At 39.6% G+C, this 19,639-nt stretch carries 11 protein-coding genes and 3 pseudogenes; 2 read left to right on the top strand and 12 right to left on the bottom strand.

What is annotated here, in order from left to right; genetic code table 11:
- Positions 1–63: 63 nt before the first annotated feature.
- The 7 genes and pseudogenes from L865_RS23985 to L865_RS0115285 form a co-directional block, all read right to left on the bottom strand.
- Positions 64–1,219: pseudogene (locus tag L865_RS23985) on the bottom strand (IS256 family transposase).
- A 454-nt stretch (positions 1,220–1,673) separates the two neighbouring features.
- Positions 1,674–2,462: a polysaccharide lyase gene (locus L865_RS0115310; protein WP_028774034.1), complete on the bottom strand. Its 789-nt coding sequence runs from the start codon at positions 2,460–2,462 to the stop codon at positions 1,674–1,676.
- 931 nt (positions 2,463–3,393) lie between these two features.
- Positions 3,394–4,547, bottom strand: a pseudogene (locus tag L865_RS25155) (IS3 family transposase).
- 868 nt (positions 4,548–5,415) lie between these two features.
- A pseudogene (locus L865_RS23975) lies at positions 5,416–6,597 on the bottom strand (IS4 family transposase).
- 169 nt (positions 6,598–6,766) lie between these two features.
- Positions 6,767–6,961: a hypothetical protein gene (locus L865_RS0115295; protein WP_028774033.1), complete on the bottom strand. Its 195-nt coding sequence runs from the start codon at positions 6,959–6,961 to the stop codon at positions 6,767–6,769.
- Positions 6,962–7,241: 280 nt separating this feature from the next.
- Positions 7,242–8,288, bottom strand: a complete 1,047-nt coding sequence (locus L865_RS0115290; protein WP_028774032.1) for a general secretion pathway protein GspB — start codon at positions 8,286–8,288, stop codon at positions 7,242–7,244.
- Positions 8,288–9,907, bottom strand: coding sequence for an ExeA family protein (locus tag L865_RS0115285; RefSeq protein ID WP_028774031.1), 1,620 nt, complete (start codon positions 9,905–9,907; stop codon positions 8,288–8,290). Before L865_RS0115285 ends, L865_RS0115290 begins: the two co-directional genes overlap by 1 nt.
- A 162-nt stretch (positions 9,908–10,069) precedes the next feature.
- Here L865_RS0115285 and L865_RS0115280 point away from each other — a divergent pair, with 162 nt between their 5' ends.
- Both L865_RS0115280 and L865_RS0115275 read left to right on the top strand, forming a co-directional pair.
- Positions 10,070–11,299 (top strand): multifunctional CCA addition/repair protein, encoded by a 1,230-nt coding sequence (locus L865_RS0115280; protein ID WP_028774030.1) that lies wholly within the window; start codon positions 10,070–10,072, stop codon positions 11,297–11,299.
- A gap of 230 nt (positions 11,300–11,529) precedes the next feature.
- A complete protein-coding gene (locus tag L865_RS0115275; RefSeq protein WP_028774029.1) occupies positions 11,530–11,796 on the top strand; it encodes an Lpp/OprI family alanine-zipper lipoprotein in 267 nt (88 codons plus the stop codon).
- A 253-nt stretch (positions 11,797–12,049) separates the two neighbouring features.
- On the opposite strand, the gene L865_RS0115270 is transcribed toward L865_RS0115275, so the two are convergent.
- From L865_RS0115270 to L865_RS23970, 5 genes are all read right to left on the bottom strand, one after another.
- Positions 12,050–12,916, bottom strand: a complete 867-nt coding sequence (locus L865_RS0115270) for an N-acetylmuramoyl-L-alanine amidase (RefSeq protein ID WP_084632556.1) — start codon at positions 12,914–12,916, stop codon at positions 12,050–12,052.
- 38 nt (positions 12,917–12,954) lie between these two features.
- A complete protein-coding gene (locus L865_RS0115265) occupies positions 12,955–13,674 on the bottom strand; it encodes an EAL domain-containing protein (protein WP_028774027.1) in 720 nt (239 codons plus the stop codon).
- Between the two features lie 81 nt (positions 13,675–13,755).
- Positions 13,756–14,517, bottom strand: a complete 762-nt coding sequence (locus L865_RS0115260) for a F4 family fimbrial subunit (protein ID WP_028774026.1) — start codon at positions 14,515–14,517, stop codon at positions 13,756–13,758.
- Between the two features lie 1,727 nt (positions 14,518–16,244).
- Positions 16,245–17,024 (bottom strand): F4 family fimbrial subunit, encoded by a 780-nt coding sequence (locus tag L865_RS0115255; RefSeq protein ID WP_028774025.1) that lies wholly within the window; start codon positions 17,022–17,024, stop codon positions 16,245–16,247.
- Positions 17,025–17,055: 31 nt separating this feature from the next.
- Positions 17,056–19,639, bottom strand: a 2,584-nt coding sequence (locus tag L865_RS23970; protein WP_037471322.1) for a hypothetical protein, incomplete at its 5' end; no start/stop codon positions are given.

The raw sequence follows: 19,639 nt of genomic DNA, 5'->3' as shown, positions 1-19,639 counted from the left end.
AGCAACGACACAAAGAAGGAAATACAACGAGGGCATTTAGAACTTTGTGTCAGCTAATTTGAGCTAGAGTCCTAAGACGTCATCATCCAAGCGTCCCCCGAAGTGAATCGCCAGAAGAGACAATGTCATATTCCAGTTCTGAATTGGCATTGTCCATTCCTTGGAAGAATTCCATATCCCAGCGCAAAGCAGCTTTAGCAAGTTATTTTCGTTCGGGAACCTTCCATTAGTTTTAGTCAGTTTACGGAATTGAAGATAAACTGCTTCGATTACATTAGTCGTATAGATGGCCTTACGAACATACTAGGGATACTTAAAGTAAACCGACAAATTAACCCATTTATTACACTAGGAACGCAGCACAATTGGGTATTGCAACTCCACTTGGTCTAGTTCAGCTTCTGCCGTATCTTTACTTACTTCTCGATAAACTGGCTTTAAATCAGCCATAAACTCTTTCTGATACTTAGAAGCTGCGTATTTGAGTAAATTTCAGATTTGATGGATAACACAGCTGAACTTCAGTCTCAGAGCAAATCGTTGCAAAAGCTCTAGGGGAACCTGTTAGGCCATCTACACGGTCAATCAACATATCTTCAACACTACGGTTATGAAGGTTGGTCAGCACAGCAAGCTAGTAATTTCCCCCTTCGGACTCAGAAAGATAAAGCTCGAGTATCTCTTTCTGTCCTACGATAGTTAATCCTAGGATTGTGTAAATAGCCTTGCTAACGTAGCGCCCACCTTCTTTGGTTTTATAATGGATAGTTATCGCGCCAAACAAAGAGGTAAATAGCATCTAGTAACCGCAGCTCAGGTATCAAACGTCTGTCACACCGGTGATAGCGATAGCTGCTTCAGAGACATCAATCCATACATATCTTCGCGAACATCACGGTAGATCATGCCGAGAGAAAACATGGATAAGATTTTATGGTCGCTCTCATCAGCTAGCTTGGTTTAATTTTTCCTAATTAACTTTACTCAAAGAAGCCTGAGCGGTCGTGTGGGTATCCAATTCAAAACGCCCGCTGAAAACTTATGGTCTTTTGGCTAGAACCATGCTTATCAGTCAGGCTGCTCATCATCTTTCAGATGTTGCCCAAGCTCCGCCTTCAAGGCAGCTTTGATGAGCAGTAAGAAAGCACTCTTTACCTGTTAGGTCTTGTCCTGACTGAAGTGCTTTATTGACTTGTGCTAAATCGAAGTCTTTGGTCATGTGTCATTGGTTTATACATATGACTGAAATGACACAGACTCCTAAACAAACTTTTCATACTCAGCCATTATTAAACAATAGCAGCAGATAAAATGTCACACATTAAATACAGCCACTGACAGGGATGATTTTCTAAACTCGCCTCTAAGACTAAAAGCAACAAAATCATCTATATACCTTCTTACAACTACAGATTGAATAAATTCATAACTCCAATTTTACATTCATTAAAAATAAAGATAAAACTCCCGCCTCACTTATATTTTAATCAACTTTATTAACTCAATAATTTCTCATTATAATTTCGTATTCATACATGATTGTTCTAAAAAACATGAAGCCTGTACACAAATATTTTTAAATGGCAATAATTATTTAAAACCTAACAACAGTCACACAGAATTTCGCCACAAGCAACCAAATAAAAGGATTTAACTAATCACAAAGACTAAAATCATTCCATCACTATGTTTTTTCCTTCCATGATTAAAAAGTTATCAAAATATGTAAAGACATTTTTTGTTGGGCTGTAAGAGCTATTAGACCCACCGTGAAATGTATGAAATAAAAATTTATCAATCTTTACATCACTTCGACCTGATAACCTTACTCCATTTGCCGACGCTATTTTTACTCCATCAACATATAGCTCAATAATACCATCTGCAACATTAGGTGCGGAATTCAACGATACGTATAGGCTAACTCTATACGTTTTTCCTGCTTCAAACCGAAAATCTTGAGCAGTCCATCTATCTCCACAGGAACTTACTCTATTTTGATGATACACATAAATACTAGCAACACCATTCACATCCCAAATCACTCGAGCACTCCAACCTCTACTCGTTTTAGCATTACATCCAGTAGTCGCCGAACCTCCACCGAGCCCATGAAGTTTTCCGGTTCTAACAAACTCAAACTTGGAATGAAACCTCACATCATAGTTAAGAGTAGCTGACCTCACCTTTGAACTAAGATTCACCTCATCAGTAATTCTCTCAGACCCTCTAGAAGATGGAACATATTTAGCCTGAAGCTCCCAATTATTCGTACGTTCTTTCAGCGCAAGGTATTGTGTTGACCACCCTGCACGTTGTGATGCATTCTCAAAATGATTGTAGTATAAAACATCCAATGTTCCAGCCTTAACTGTATCTGCAAGTCCTACAAACCCAACGGCAAAAGCAATACACAAACAACAAGATTTATAGACATTTTTGCCTATGTCACGTTTTTTCATTATCGCTCTCCACTCTCCATATTCATATTGACTACACGTTTCAAACTTACATTACCCGTTCATGTGACTCGTCACATCAGGCTCATCATGCAATGCTCAATTCAGTCATTATACTGTCTCATGGAGTGATATTACATAAACTCATTAAAACAAAAAAACACCAAACAATTAATTATAATAATTAATTATTATTAAACCACCTAATTAACACTCTAGTTGACCTTATAACTTCAACACCTCTACTTCACCAGCTACTATCATTACTCCTCGACACCAAATATCTTATAAGAATACTGATTGGTATAGGTGTTTACATTCATGACAGAATTTTACATCTAAGCAAACACAGTTAAACTTCTTAAAGTGATATATAAAAATGCACTTTTTATGAAATAAGTTGATGTTCTCCAACAGCGACAATAACTTTCTAAGTTGATTTGATGGGAGAAAATTGTAACCCACTGCTTATTAACACTCTCTATAGCAGCACCCGGAGTATACGCCGCATGGCAAGAATCAGCTGGTGGGAATTTACTGGCCAGACTAACATTTCAAGATGCAACAACCGATAATGAAACCTTCTAGGTATGGGAAACAACTTAAGGCTTAATCTCAGATAGAAGATGGCAACTATGATGCGAATAGTGCTCCCCCCTTTATGATTGATTTTGAAGGCATGTATGAAATCTTTTAGGGTTGATAAGACAGTAAGCCTAACCGGTAAAACAGGGGTAAAACCTCAAGTGACATTAGAGAAACAGTGAGTGGACTGAATTTATTTTAGCTGAAATAGATACAGTTATGGGTGGCACTGCCTATCCGCACTCAATTTATAGTCAAGAGCCTTACCACTACTGGAATGCCTCTATCTAATGGACTATTTAAAATAAACATTATTGCTCATAGTGCTGTTGCCATGATTATCTAGCAGTCAACTAATATTGGCCACGATCGTAGAGTTTAGCCAGAACAATCGCTCCGACTCATTGGCGTCAGCCCACCATTATATTGGTGCAAGCGAAGCTGGCAGTAATATCCAATAATGTATCTTGTAATTTAGATCTGTACTTCTGTAAAATAACGATACCTTGATCTTCTTGGTATCCATTCTGTCTTAAGGCTTCTAAAAAAGCGTTCCATATGGCTATTACCCCAGCAATTACCACCTCGAGATAAACTTTGTTTAAGCTGGTATAGCCATAATAGTTGCCGAAATTTTCTACTTATATAGTGAGTTCCTGGATCGCTATGGTACATAACACCTTTAGGTTTTCCACGACCATGATAGGCTATTGAAAGTGCTTTATCAGTTAAACTGACTATATGGCGATAATGACATAGCCTGGCCAATAACTTTACGAGCAAATAAATCAACCACAGCAGCTAAATACATCCAGCGGTTACCAGCCCGATATCACCAATCCAGACTTTATTTAGAGTAGTAACAGCGAATTGTCGACCTGGGTGTGATTAGGAATTTCAATATGTCCAGTGTCACTTCTAGATATTTGTGCTTATGATACCTCAAAGCTAACTATAGCAAACTCTTTCATCCGATTATTGACTAATAACGGCTGAGTTAGACACCTTGCTGGCTAACCATATCAGCAATCTATCTAGCACCTCCGATCCATTACTTGCAGTATGTAATTCACTGACAATGCAGTGAGAATTAACCCTCTATGTGTAATGGTAATTGATATTTTCTCCCATACTTGTAGCGGCTGCGATGAGTTCTGAACACTTCGCACAATGTTTTTATGTTGTAGCGCTACCTGAGTTTCTCAATCATTAAGAATTGTTCAGTGAATCCAATATCAACAGAGCTGCGGCACTCTTACATTACATTATGCTCCTGCCGGCGTGTTAATTGCTTCTTCAAGTCACGAATTTCAATCTGTTCTAGGGTGGTAAGAGATGTTTTCAGTATGTTATCTTGACTCTCTTCTCTCAGCTGTCTAACCCATTAATCCTAAATTCATGGCTTGAGCCACTTCAACAATTAAGTAATTTTGATCTAAAACTAATTGAACTGATTCGAGTATAAATTCTGCACTAATAAAGTCTTCTTGTACATTTTGTCATAATGTCACCTCTAACTAGACCAAATTAACCGTACCACTATATTAACTCTAATGGAAATGACGGAATAGTTAGAACTTACCAAGCCATATCTCAGTTTCTAATGAATAGTGTTAAAAATCCCGGCACTCTCTACCTAGCTCCATCGCAAAGAGATACGACATACTCCCTACATATTTAGTCACTACCACGACATGGTCAGCCACTTTTACTTAAAATACAGTGGAAATGATAAGCAAGTAATCTAGGAGAATTCAAAAAATATTAATGAAAAGTATCCCGCTATTTTTATAAAACCGACTACTCAATCAGATTGACACTCAAAATTAATATTATTTATTTAATGTAAAAGCACCGAACCTCATGAAACAATGAGAACATTGACTTCAACATCGATTTAGGTAAACAGCCGTCACTTCATCTAATTACTATTGTGGTTTTAGAAGTGATCTTAAACAAACCTTTGTTTTATCGCAGCAGCTTCTAAACATAAAATAGTTAAACGATTCGGTAACAATTTCCTTTATCGATGTTGAAGTTAATATATAACACATTAGTATTGAGTCGTTTGACTCACGCAACAACTTAACTCTATATGCAAGTCGTAAAAATAGACTTCGATTTCAATAAGTAGACTAACACTTACTAAATAGTGCTGACTTGATTGTTCTTTATTTTAATAACAAAAAATAAAGCAGAGCCAACATTAATAACACAGAAAGAATACAGAAAGAATACAAATGAGCTAAAAAACTTACCTTTGCATTTACATATATTACACAGTTCAAAGATAAATGGAGAGTTAATATATTTAGAAAAACTAAGTAAAAGGGCCCCGTGCTGAGGGATCTCCACGAATTTAATAACATGCTTATGGCTCCTTGATTAACCCCATCAATGATTTGATTGCTGCTTCCCAATGTGCCTTGAGTAACTTCAATTTTCTGTCTTTGTATGCTCGCAAGCCAATAAACTGGCTTGAAAGTAGGTTACGCGATACTTGATTGAATTCGCTTGGCATTGCCGATGTTTGTTTGCGGCTTTTACGGCTAAACCAAGCAAGTAGAGAGTAAACTGAGATAGACAAGCAATAAGCAGCAACACATTGAGCTTGGTGGTGATTCGTGTTCCGCTAGCATTCATCTTTAAGCCGGTTTTAACCTCTCTAAAACTTTCTTCTATCTGCATTCTAGTTGCATAGATTTGAACAATTCGCTTAGCGGTAACATTTGATTGGCAAAGAGAAGTGGCTAATGACCAAGGCTCCTTCTCACGTTCAGCATTGGCGCGAGAGTACTTGCTACTTCGAGATTTATTACCAACAGCATTTTTATCTTTTCGCCCTCTCGGTGTTCGCTTAAAAAGCACTAATCGAGATTGAAATGGTGAGTTCTCACCTAATAGAAATTCACCAAGCCATTTGGCTCTCGAGTTCGCCTGAGTATATAACGCTTTGACGGGATACCAGCTTGATTCATCGAGTTGTTTACAGTGAGCTCGATTTCTAAAGCTTCCAACGTAATCCCAATTCAATGACTGTATCTGCCTGAACCAGGGTATCCGAAAGCCAGCATCGGTAACAATGATTGGCTTACAATCACTAGGCAAGATAGCTTTAAGTCTTTGCATGAATAACAAGTGTGTTTTCGGCTTCTCTTTCATATTCACGAGATGAACTTCTTCATAAAGAGTTAGCGAGCGACCTTGAGCAGCGAGTGAGGCACGGATGAGAAAATGTTGCTTACGCTCATCTAAATCAGACCAATCAATATGGATGATAGGCTGTTTTATCTTCCCCACGAGTAAATAGGCCATGCGGGTGTAAATAAATGCGATATCTGTGTAAATTGTCATTACTGCAAAGCCTATCAACACCTTTGATTTTATGCTTTTCAAGTGTTTTGCTATTAATCTCACGTCCTAACCCTGTAATAGAAAGTACAGCCCCATTCATCGAGCTTTGGATTGCAGCGAATAGGCTCTGTCGACGAGTTTTGTGCATTGATGGGGTGACAAGGGAAAGGCATTTTGATAAAACTTGGTTCGCATTCATGGCATTGACTCGTGATGATTTTTGTTTGGCGATAAATTTGATCACCCAATGCCATGAATGTTCCTCAAATATTTTATCTCATTATTTTAACTTATCTTTTTGTGGGGATTCGTTAAGCCCCAATGTACCTCTTTAATGTCACGATTCGCAGCGCCATCTAGCTTAAATACTAGTATGGGTCGCGTTTACCGCCCATATTCATCCGTAAAATAATCAAAGCCACTACTACCTGCATAAGCAATGAAGTGTGTTCGAATATGACACTAGGGTTATCCATTACGCCCATGTTCAGCAAGCTTTTAGCGCTGATAATTAACCAGATTAATGCGCCCATTAACAGGCCACTTCTGAAGATAAAACTCATAGCGATTCCCAAAACCGAGCGGCAAAAGTGTGCAGCTCAAAACAATATCAGCCGCAGATTACTGTTTATTTATTGCCCGGTCAATATTTTGACTTAGTCAAAATATTGTTTGCTGTAAGCGTTTTAATACTTAGGAAAAAGTTATACAAAATCCAGCAGATTAAGTGGCTATTTTTTCGGATATTTATCCCCGTTAAACAATACAGTTCAGTAGAAAAAATAATCCATAAAAAAACGGATACCTAGGTATCCGTTTCATCATAAAAGCGGCAAAGCTTAACTATATTGCCGGTACTTTAAACTCTGTGCCTGCCACCTCTAACACTACATCGCGCGGACGGATCTCTACAATGGTCATCTTGCCACCAATAAGATCGCCTTGTTGCAGCTCTGCCCCATCAACATTAAGCCACCGATTATTAGGATCGCTAGCATAAACATGGGCCAAGATAGTAAATTCAGGCACCTGTAACTGCACCCCAGCAGGCAACTCTCCATAACGCGGCAGTTCATCGCTTGGGGTTGCAGGGATTGGGTCAAGCTTGGGCTCAGTGACCGGCGTCGCCACAGAGTTTTCCCGCTCCAGCTCTAGCAGCGCGGCTTCAAAAGCAGCGACTAAATTATTGTCAGGCTGCGCTGTTTGACCGCCGCTACTGACCGTCTGTTTCGCGTTATCTTGGCGACGGGCACTATTGACCGTTTCGTCAAATCCCACATCATTGGCAGCGGCTTCCACCTGATACTTCAACGAATCGAGAAGTTGCTGACCACGTTGGTTGCTATTAGCACCTAATATGACGGGCTCTTCGGCAGTGACTGTTTGATCACTCGCAGATGGGGTATTGCGGCTTGAGTTCGACACGTTTAACTGACTGGACATTGACTCACCACCGACTCGCAAGGGTTCATCAACAGCATTAGCCGCGCTAGCTGACTGAGGCACATAAGCCTGGTTGTTAGCCACATAGGGCTGCGCAACTGGCAGTGCAACTTTACCGGCTAAACGCACTGATTGCTGCTGAGTTGGCAAAGCAGGTTCAGCAGCTAAACTATCACGCTTTGGCGCGGTTAGCGGTGTCTTTTCACTCTCAACTTGCACTTGAAGCTTGCTACTCTGCGCTGCGCTGCCTTTAAGTTCAAAAAACTGGCTAAACAACCACGCTCCGCCAATACTCAGTGCTATCGCACCAGTAAGTAATGCCACTTTACCCCAAGGCAAGGTTCGCTCATTCGCCAGTGTCAATTGTGCACGCGGCGCCATAACCGGATCAATTTGACCATCTTGTTGCTGCTTAGAACGTGTCACCGCATCGAGTAGAATCGACATTAGTAACGTCCTCGATTTTCAACCAACCTAGGGCCTTGATCACTCAAATACAAATTAAGCTGCACTAAGGTTTGGCTACCTGCAATCGCATCGGCACGCAGTCCATGAGTACGCTGGAACTCACGCAGTGATTGTTCAAGTTGCTGATCGAAATAACTCACTAATCGAGGCGGCTTGCTGGCAATGGTTGCTAAACTATTTTCAAGCCATTGCAACTGTGCTTGACTGGCATTGCGGCCGATTTCGGTAACATTAGAATTGGGCGACTGCCAGAGTAGTTCAAAGGTGCCGCTAAAGTGACGATTAAACCAATCACGATCAACCCAAAGCTGCTGCTCATTGAGCTGAATTAACATCTGCTCACCTTGACGAGAGACCAGCGTGCCGTAAAAAGGCTGACCACTGTCATCTTGCAGGTAAACCACCGCAGGAAAGTTTAGCTTCACAATAGTATGCCAATTGCCCTGCTGCTGAAAACAGTCAAGACCTTGTTGCTGCGCCGATTGGCACGCCGTTAACCCAACATAAGGCGCTTTGCCCCACAGACCAAGAATGCTGGCATAGGCACTATCGATATCACGACTGGCATTGATGGCGTTTTGCAGCACACGCTGGCTTGCAGAAAGCTGCTGGTTACTGGCAGATTTAGTCACTTGCTGCGTTATAGGCTGTGTTGTAGGCTCGCTCGCTGCTGTTGACGTTTGCTTTACTGGGCCGTCGCCGCCTTGGCTGAACCAGTAAAGCGCACCACTAAAGGTGGTCACAACCGCTAGCCCTGCCACCGCAGGCCACAGGTAGTTAGTTTGCTTAGTCTCTTCACCTAACACTTCACCAGAGGCGGTACGCACCATCTTGGCATCAATCGGCACTTTTGATTGAGCGTAACCCGCCATCAAGGCGCGTTCACACAACAAATTGATTAGCCGCGGGATCCCGCCACTGTGCTTATGCAGGGCTTTTATTGCGCCGCGATTAAATAGTGGCTCATGTCGACCCGCGACCTGTAACCGATGTTGCACATATAACGCGATTTCCTGCTCAGTCAAAGGCAATAAATGGTAACGAGCTGTAATACGTTGGGCAAGCTGACGCAGCTCTTGGCGTTTAAGCAGCTGCTGTAACTCTGGCTGACCGATTAAGATCACTTGTAATAGCTTTTTGGTGTCGGTTTCTAAATTGGTTAATAGCCTTAACTGCTCTAACACTTCCGCACGTAGATGTTGTGCTTCATCAATGATCAGTACCGTATTACGGCATTTCTCATGATTAGCCAATAAGAACGAGCTAAGTAGATCGGTAAGCTGTTTGAGAGTGGGTGAGTCACCAGATTCAATGCCTAACTCATCACATAAGGTGGCGAGCAACTCAAGTTCCGTCAGCGATGGGTTAAGAATGAATGCGGTATCGGTATTGTCAGGCAGCTGGTTCAACAAGGTTCTCGATACTGTGGTTTTACCGGTCCCCACCTCGCCCGTTAGCAACACAAAGCCACCGGTTTCACCCAGTCCGTATGTCAGGTGTGCTAGTGCTTCACGGTGACGATCACTGAGAAAAAGATAATGCGGGTTGGGTGCGATAGAAAACGGGTTATCGCTTAGTCCATAAAACGCCTTATACATGCAGCCTAGAGTCCAATTCAATAAATGAGGCTCCAAACTAATCCCTAGGCCAATCATTGTCAAAAATTACCCCAAATTAATTCTAGCCAATCACAGTTCAGCGCACGCTTTGCTATACAGCCATGCTAAGATATCGCCAAGCAGTTAAAGAGGTGAATCAAGGTGAAAATCTACCTAGTAGGCGGTGCGGTGCGTGATGCTTTGTTGGCGTTACCAATAAAAGATCGCGATTATATGGTGGTGGGGGCAACCCCAGAACAGATGTTGGCACAGGGCTACCAACAAGTCGGCAAAAACTTTCCGGTATTTCTGCACCCCAAAACACAACAAGAGTACGCCCTTGCGCGTACCGAACGAAAAACCGCAAAAGGCTACAATGGTTTCAGCTGCTACGCTGCGCCAGATGTAACGCTTGAGCAGGACTTGATTCGCCGAGACTTAACCATCAACGCCATAGCCCAAGACGATGAAGGCAAGTTGTACGATCCTTACGGCGGCCAACAAGATCTGGCCCGTAAACAGCTGCGACACGTATCAGCGGCATTTATTGAAGATCCATTGCGGGTGCTAAGAGTGGCACGCTTTGCCGCTCGGTTTGCTCACCTAGGCTTCACGGTAGCCGAGGAAACCCAAACGTTGATGGCAACCATGGCCAGCAATGGCGAACTAGACGCCCTGACACCAGAGCGAGTATTTCAAGAACTAGACAAAGCATTAGCCACCCAGTCACCGCAGGTTTTCTTGCAGGTATTACGAGATTGCGGCGCCTTAAAGGTATTATTTAAGGAAATTGATCAATTATTTGGTGTACCGCAACCGCAAAAGTGGCACCCAGAAATAGACAGCGGAATTCACACTTTACTGGTATTAGAGCAAGCCAGCTTATTAAGTGACGATAAAGCAGTCCGCTTCGCTGCATTACTGCATGATTTAGGTAAAAGCGTAACGCCTGCAGCCATGTGGCCGAAACACCATGGCCACGGGCAAAAAGGCCTGCCTTTAATTAAACAATTGTGTGCCAGAATTAAGGTTCCAAACGAATACAAAGACTTAGCTTTACTTGTTAGCGACCAGCATCAAAACATCCATAATGCATTCGAGTTGCGTGCAGAGACTTTGTTAAAAATACTCGATAAAGCCGATGTTTGGCGCAAACCACAACGATTAGCACAATTACTGCTTTGTTGCGAAGCTGATATGAAAGGCCGAACAGGCTTTGAGCAGCAGGACTATCCGCAAGCAGGTTATGTTATCGCCGCCTATGAAGCCGCTAAAAATGTGCCAGTAAAAGCCATTATCGAAGCGGGTTATCAAGGGGCTGATATTAAAACCCAGTTGCAAATTGAACGCATCGCTTGCATCGAAAAAGTTAAAGCCAAGTTAGTCACTTAGGCATCAGAACAGTCGAATAAACTGTAGATATATGACTTTTATGTGAAGAAAACGTCAACTTAGTTTAAAAATGCGGCTTTCGACTTGCATTTGGGCATTTATTAGTTAATGTATTAATACCTTAGGGTGAAAATAAATAGCAAATTACGCTATCTATGACATAATTAACAAGTTGCAGTTGTACTACGCATCTGCTCCATTCAATCCAACTGATTTAAAGGGATTTCCCAATGAACAAAAAAGTACTGATGATTGCTGGTGTAGCAATGACTGCCCTACTTGGTGGCTGTGCAAACACTACTGCTCTTGAAGAAAGCGTTGCTAACCTAGGTAACAAGGTTGATCAATTATCAGCTGAAGTTAGCTCTCTGAAGTCTGAGCAAGGTTCTCTAGCTTCTGATGTTAAAGACGCTAAGTCTGCTGCGATGGACGCACAAGCTGAAGCTAAGCGCGCTAACGATCGTATCGACAACATCGCTTCTTCTTACAAGAAGTAATGTGTCTTATCGGCAACACGCCTGTGTTGCCGATATCCTTCTTCCCTCCTATTCCACTCGCTGACCTAAAGCGATGACAAAGCAGTCTCAGTCAATTTCACCAACTGTTTTACTATACTCAACGCTTTTCTGTCTAAAGCCGTGCAAAAGGCAATCGCTTTAGCTAAACGTATCCCCTGTTTCACCAAAAACGGACACAAAAAAGCGCCCTTACCTTTTAAGTAGAGCGCTAGTAAAACTAACAAGCACCATTCTAGCCCGGCTCCAAACTATTTTTTGAATCATGGCCTTTAACTTGTCCAGTTACTTTAGGTTTTAGCGATGCCCAAGCAGCTTCATAGTCAGATTGTTTATATTTTTTCAACAAAGCCATCGCCACAGCCATGGTATATGGACATGCCTTACCTGCTATATGAGTCGGTGTAAAATGTGCCTGAAATGCTCTAATAACGGTTTCCATATCATCAGTTTCACTGTAACCATACCTAACGATAACTTGAAACAAATCACTTTCATCAAAGCCGATATTTTTAATACTACGATATTCGTTAAAAAAATCCTGTTCATCATACCAAGCACCGTAACCCTTACTATATAAGTACTGCCAAGGAAATCTAGGGCCTGGATCTAGTTTGCGACTTGTTGCAATATCTTGATGACCAACCACATTAATGGCTTCAATATTGGGATACCGTTCATACACATGTGCCAATACTTTTTCTAAGTTGATGATTAACTTCGGGTCATAATCCTTAAACATACAAACAGAGTCGAAGTCATCATTTCCACACTGTATTTTTTGTACAAGTTCTATTCCTATCGATGTATCATTTAAAAAAGAACGTCCATTCCAACTAGAATAACCAGCATGAAAAGTTCTTTTACTTTCATCAGCTAACCGATAAATATTTTTTTTGCTGACTAAAAAATGTGAACTGACTTCAGCTTCTGCATCCATAAATCGTGCTAACGTCTCATCCTCCTGTATTGCGGTATAATGTATTATAATAAGCTTTACCCTATCGTTCTGGTTTGGTGTTTCCAGCTCCACAAAAGAACCACATGCCGTAGACAAGACTAAAACTACACACAAGATAACTAAACTGTTCAATCTTCTCATTTGACCTCCAAAGGCTAAACATACTCCCTACCAGAACACTAAAAAACACTTAACGCAGATACCTTTTGCGGTTCCCCAAAAAAATGCCCTTGCACATAGTCACAGCTCAGCATATCCAAACACAATAACTCTTTAAATGTTTCGACTTTCTCTATGACTACATCAACGTTTCTAGCCTTTATTTCATTGACCAAAAATAAGAAATCATGTCGACTTTTGCTAACATAGGAAAAATCATTTGGCAAAACTAATTTGACAATAGAGATCGCGCCGGTAAGAAGCCATCCACGCCTTACATCTCGGAAACCTGAAAAATCATCCATAGCAAAGCATATTCCTTCGTCGCTTAATTCAAAAAGTGTCTCAGATATATCTCTATACTTCTTATCAAACTCCAAAGTCACCCTTTCAGTTAACTCAATCACAAGTTTTATTCCATACATCTTTAGCATTGCATGAAACTCAACTATCTCTTTTTTTATTTCAGGAAGTAATTCTGGTTCAACATTAAAAAACAACTGACAAATTTGCTCACCAGATCCTGCAATCATGCTCATATCTGAAAAATCTAAATTCAAAATTGAAGTCATTGAAGCCAAGATGATTTTTTTTGCCTTACTTTGACTTAAAAGATCATAATACACACTGGTTGGTAGGCTGCTTCCTATAGGGCGAACCAATACCTCTACACTCACGCCTTCTGGGCGACCACTTGTTGCCACGATCTCTTGGACATAAACATCTAAACTAAGCTGCATATCTGACCCCTTATATATCGTACAAACAAAATTGCCCATCAAATTGATGGGCAATTTCTATTATTAATGCAAAGTTTTACCTTACATCATGGTTACAGTAACTGGCACATCGGCAGTCCATGTGGCAGGAACTGAAGTAGATGGGAAACTAAGTTTGATATCAGACATGGTTGAATCAAACGCGCCTGACGCATTCAACGAGGTATTATTTAGATAATTATAGTTCCAAGAAAAAGCTCTTTCCTCTTCCATATCAATTTGCGCGTAAACAGTGGCATAATTTTCTACATTACTCTGAAGCAATGTACGAGCATTAGCACCAGCTGTTCCACCGCTATACGCCAACCACCATAAACCAGATTCTGGCCAGAAAAACGCGACCGCATTACCGCCACTGATACTAAATGATAACTGTCCATCGGCTGTTGCCGCGCCATCACTACCAACACCACTTGCAACAACAGAAATAGATTTAACTGTGTCATTAATTTCTTGTGCTGTATCGCCTTCACCAACTGTGACTATAGGACGAAAGCCAGGTTGACCACCAGCAGCTACAGATTTTGTATATCCGTGAAGAAACTCAAACGTTCCCTTATCAGCGAAGTCAAATACGGCGTTTTCACCTTCTAGAACGCCAGCAGCTTTGTCAACATTCCAATCAGTTACACTGTTGATTGTCACTTCTGGGAGTTCCCACATCCAAGCAGGTTGTGTATCTGTAATGGAGCCACTAAAACTCAAAGAGCCCGTAAACGTACCATCAGCTGACTCAGTAAACGCAGCATTCGCACTAGCTGCCATAAGTACCGACACCATACCTGCGATCATCGTCTTTTTCATTTCATCAATCCTTATATACATATTCAAAGTAGTTTCACATTATCGTGCTACTTACATACTTACAAAAGTGACCTAAATTGAGTTTCGTCTCTATTAAAATACAGTCACATTTTCGTTAAGCGAATATCGAATGAAAATGAAACATACTTTAGTAAAATAAATTGCCTGTTCTCATTTTTGTACCACAGCGCAATGAGCAACATATACACTGTTCATAAAAACGTGTTAATCCACTTACTACTTTATATTTCAAATATTTCAATTCAACATCCACATTCCCTCAGTCAACGGCAAACTGCAAATAACGCAACAACACACTTCATATAGGAACGCATAATCAGTTTACAAAAGTACAAAATGACATGCGATGGTGCTAGCACAAAAACAAAGGCGTGTTTAAGTTAAAATCGCAATCATATATTATGTACCATTTCAAATCAGAACGTTCTTTGCTCGCTGTATATAGTATATCCGCTCGCTGAATATCCCGTTTGGTTTGTCTACATGATATTTTGCATTCCTCCTGCATATGTATGTTTAATAACGTTACAAGCGTCTGCCGATGCCGACAACCAAACTTTAGATGAGACAAAGCAAATACCAAAGACAATAAAAAAAATTAAAAAATATTAAGATGACAAAGCCTTAAAATTTACTTTTTACCGCTCAGCAACCTAAAACAAAAAACACTAGCAAATCAAAAATCAACTTACCTACTAGACACTTAAGCAAACAAAGAGCTTAAAAACGGAATTTATAAGATTATAAAAACAATATTAGTTAAGATGTGAATTTTAGTAGGCCAGTTAACAACAGTATTAACCTTCTACATAGCTCAACAAGCATCATCATTGGGCTAATTTAGAAAGACCTTGCGATTGAAAACTAGCACCCGTCATTTAGAAATTTATGACTCCAAACTTCATAAATCTCATTCCACTAAATTTTTCTCCCAAAACCAAGTACCCCTTGCATAGCTAGCCGAATCAAATCACGCCTAGATTAACGCGACTAAAAACCTGTTTCAAAATGAAATTAGCGCAATATTTATAGAATAGATCGAAAAATTAAATTAACTAAATAACAACGAAAACAAAGCATTAGCACCGTGACCACGGTCTAAAAATAAAACATTACTGTGCTCGTAACAATTTAAATTTATTACTTTGCTTAACCTTAACCAAAAAAGTGATAGTGCAGTACAGCAGGTAAAAAGGAACTTGGATATCTTTTATCAAAACAACGACAATTTATTTATCCTGTGACATTTACTTTTACCTCAGTAAATACATAGATAATCAATACAAAAAAGAATGAGTCTAGATTTCTTAATATGGAATTTATGACCGTTCACTAACAACATAGCCTCCTTATCATGATTGTACATCTTGACTAAGATAAATTGTTGCCATCAAAACATTTCAAGAATTAAAAAAGTATAGATAGATAACAAGGATAGTTTTAACTTAACAATAAAAATATATGAATTGATAATCCCATTAATCTAAAGGCAATCAAAAATATGCAAAACCAAATTATCCTAAAATTGAAAAACGACACTAAAAAAATCCACTAATGCAAAGTATTTACAATGCAGCATAAATCATATTAGCTAATCGCTTGATTTGTGTAAAAGCACCATAATAGAAAGATAAAAATTCGGAATCCTTTCCGTAAAATAAAGAAATCCTTTTCTTATCCAAGGTGGAAACTGTTTACCGATAATATTACTGAAAGGTAACTGTAATAGGAAGCTCAGCACTCCAAACTACAGGGACTGCTGCTATTGGAAATCTGAGTTGGTAGTTTGAAATTTTTGAGTCAAATGCTAACCCCAACTGTAATGCCCCCTCCTCACCTGCCATATTATATATCCACTGATAAGGCTGAGTTTTTTCTTCATCAATATGACTATAATAACTACTAAAATTCTCTACATTGTTCTTCAACAAAGCTTTGGCAGACAGTCCTAGCTCACTATCACTATTAGCCAACCATTTTTTTTGCGTATTCTGCCAATACAAAGCAATAGCATTTCCAGCTTGCACTGTCATGGTTAATGAGCCGCTTATAGTTGCTTCGTTGGAAAAATAACCTAAAGCAGCAACTTCTACTGTTTGGATAGTACCGTCTACAGTAACTTCGTCAGTTGCATTACCTAAAACAATATTAGGACGTATTGCTAAACCGCCGCTATAAGCTAGTCTCTTGGTATATCCCTGTAGCAACCTGTATGCAACTTTATTATCAAATTCATAAAGCGCATTACTACCTTCTATGACCATATCATCTTTTTTCATAACCCAATCATTCAATAACCCTTCTTGAGTATGATCAGGTATATCCCACATCCAACTTAGAGGTTGTTGCGATATGTTTCCACTAAGTGTTAATTCAGTAGAAAACCCTCCATCAACAGATTCAACAAACACAGCATTCACCAAACTACTGTAAAAAATCAAAGCACCATAGAATGCTATTGGCTTAGAAAATCTAAATATATTCATTATTCCTTTCCTATTAAAACCACACACTTTTCTAACGACATAATACTAACTGCCCTTTTTTTACATATTCAATAAAATACTCATCATCATTAGAGCGAGCTACAGATAAAGATAATGCTTCTAACGATATCGGGTCTAAGCCTACCATTGATGCATTAGATAAATATTTATTTTGAATTTCAATAAGGTTTTCAGCTTTCAAATCAGGAAAAGTTGCAAGTGTCATATTATTCTTTTGACAGAATGCCTCTGCTTCATCTAAAGAAAAAAGGCGATATTGAGAAACATTAGAACCGCTCAAACTAGTCGAACTAACTGCCTCTAAAAGAACATGGTAATCGTGTCTATCCTCGAAAAATCCAAAACTGCTTCTCTTAAACTTGCTGCTTATACTATTACTATTTAATTCACTAAGATTACCACGACTAGGATATCTAACAATTAAATTACCTGAACGAGATTTGTCATCGCTACCACTGGCTACTAGAAAATTCACAGATTCACTAGGCTTAGAAAACACAGCATATAAAGCTGGATAGTTCTGCAAGTTCCCATTAATTTCAGCAAGAGTTAAAGGCTTAAAATCGCCACTGTTAAAAGCCCCAACTGTTTTACCTTGATCTGCATTAACATCGAAGCTAAACGGTGAGAAAGTCTCATTATCAAACACTCCAATCTCTTTAAATTTAATCTTATTGGAATTAAATATAAACTTGTTCAAATGATGTTTATCCAGAATATCCCTATCGTACAAATCTCTCCCACCCCACCATATCAATACAGCGATATTATCTTGGTCATAGTCAACAAAACGATATCTAGCAATGTAGTTTTTATCACTTGACAAATAGTTATAGCTATCAGAGTAAAAATCATAATAGTTATTTCTAATTAGCTTAACAAACTGATCCGACCAGCCGTATGTCATCCCTCCATCATGCCCAAAACCATGATTATGCAATTTTTCATGCTCATAAGTCGATTTTGGATATTTACCTGTAACTAATTGGTTATGTAAAACCGAAAGCCAACCATTACCTACCGTTGCAAGCCCTAATGAATTGGAGTTAAGGATACGGTATACAGAACTTGGCTTATGTGCCAGTAAACTAAACAGTTTGACAGAATTAGTGGACTTATCATTAGCTGTAACAAAAACTTCAACCTTATCAGCTTGAGATATACTCCCATCCATAAAAGGAACTTCAACATTTAATATTCCATCACTACCATCATAGGTGCAAGCATCATTGTAAACGTCAACATCGAATCCATTAACATTACCTTTTTTCGTGCTATTCATATTTTTATAGTCAAGAAATCCGTGGACAATTTCAAAGCGGTTATCAAAATACTTTTGAGCCCTTATTTGCTTAAGATACTTCTCAGCATATGCTTCAGTTGTTCCTCTGAATAAACTACTCGATTCATTATTTTTGAAGCTTTTAACTTTAGCCTTAAAGAATGGCGTATCGTCGATGAAACTAATACTAGCAATATTCCCAATACCTAAAGATATAGGTATAGTAGCTTCGACAATTGAAAATGCTTCAACTCCAGTATCCAAAACCAATATTGTACCATTGACATTTATCATAGGGCGTTTCAACTTCCTAGGCGTATAGTTTTGAATTCTAAAAGTGTCATTTGTTACTTTTACAACCCTAACGTCATCCAAATCAAAACCGTCATAATACCTTCTTGCTATAGATTGCTTATTAAGTATATTTTCAGATGAAATTAGATATTTTTTCGAGTCGACGCCATATTTTACTTTAATTGAACATGGCCCATAAACTTTTCCAGTCGTATACACTAGATCAATTAGTGTTCCACCACACCCATTCACTGACTCCACGGTCCAGCCAGCAGCTGGTTGTAATTCGAACGTACCACTACCTTCGTGATCAATAAATTGCTCAACTGGCGATATGGTGCCTACTTGAGGATTTTCAATTTCAGTAGAAATTAAATAAGTTTGAGGTATAAAGTCTGCGGTAATATTGCAAGGAGAATGAATATTTTCAGTTGTATATATGTTAGAGGCTAACAAGCCATTACAACCTGTTACCTCATTAATTAGCCACCCATCATCTGGTGTGACAGTAAACGAAAATTTCTCATCATTTGCCACTTGTACAGACGTTGGTGAAATACGACCTCCTCCATTAATACTTAGAGCAGCTGTAACCGTATGCTTCAGATGCTTAAGTAAAATACTAATTTGACAACTTTCAGTAATCGCCGACGTACTATATATGCCATTTACTAGACTTCCATTACAACCACTAGCTCTATCTACAATCCAATTATCACTAATAGCAACATCAAAAAAGCCTTGTTCTCCATGTAATACCATTTGTTCAACAGGGGAGACAGTTCCCCCTTGAATATCGTTTAACTCTATCGATACTAGATAACTTTCTTGTTCAAACTTGGTTTCTATGTGACAAGCTTCTGTCACTGGCGCTGTGATATAGCTGTCACCGGTTAATGTCCCGCCACACCCGCTCACTGAAACTATGTGCCATCCACTAGTTGGTGTGAGCTTAACCACACCTGCCTCACCCGCGGCCACACGCTGACTCGCCGGCGTCACCTGCCCGCCTTCTGGC

The organism is Shewanella waksmanii ATCC BAA-643 (assembly GCF_000518805.1).
GTDB classification, from domain to species: Bacteria; Pseudomonadota; Gammaproteobacteria; order Enterobacterales; family Shewanellaceae; genus Shewanella; species Shewanella waksmanii.
Note: the sequence above shows the minus strand (reverse complement) of the source record. Positions and strands in the feature narration are given on the sequence as shown.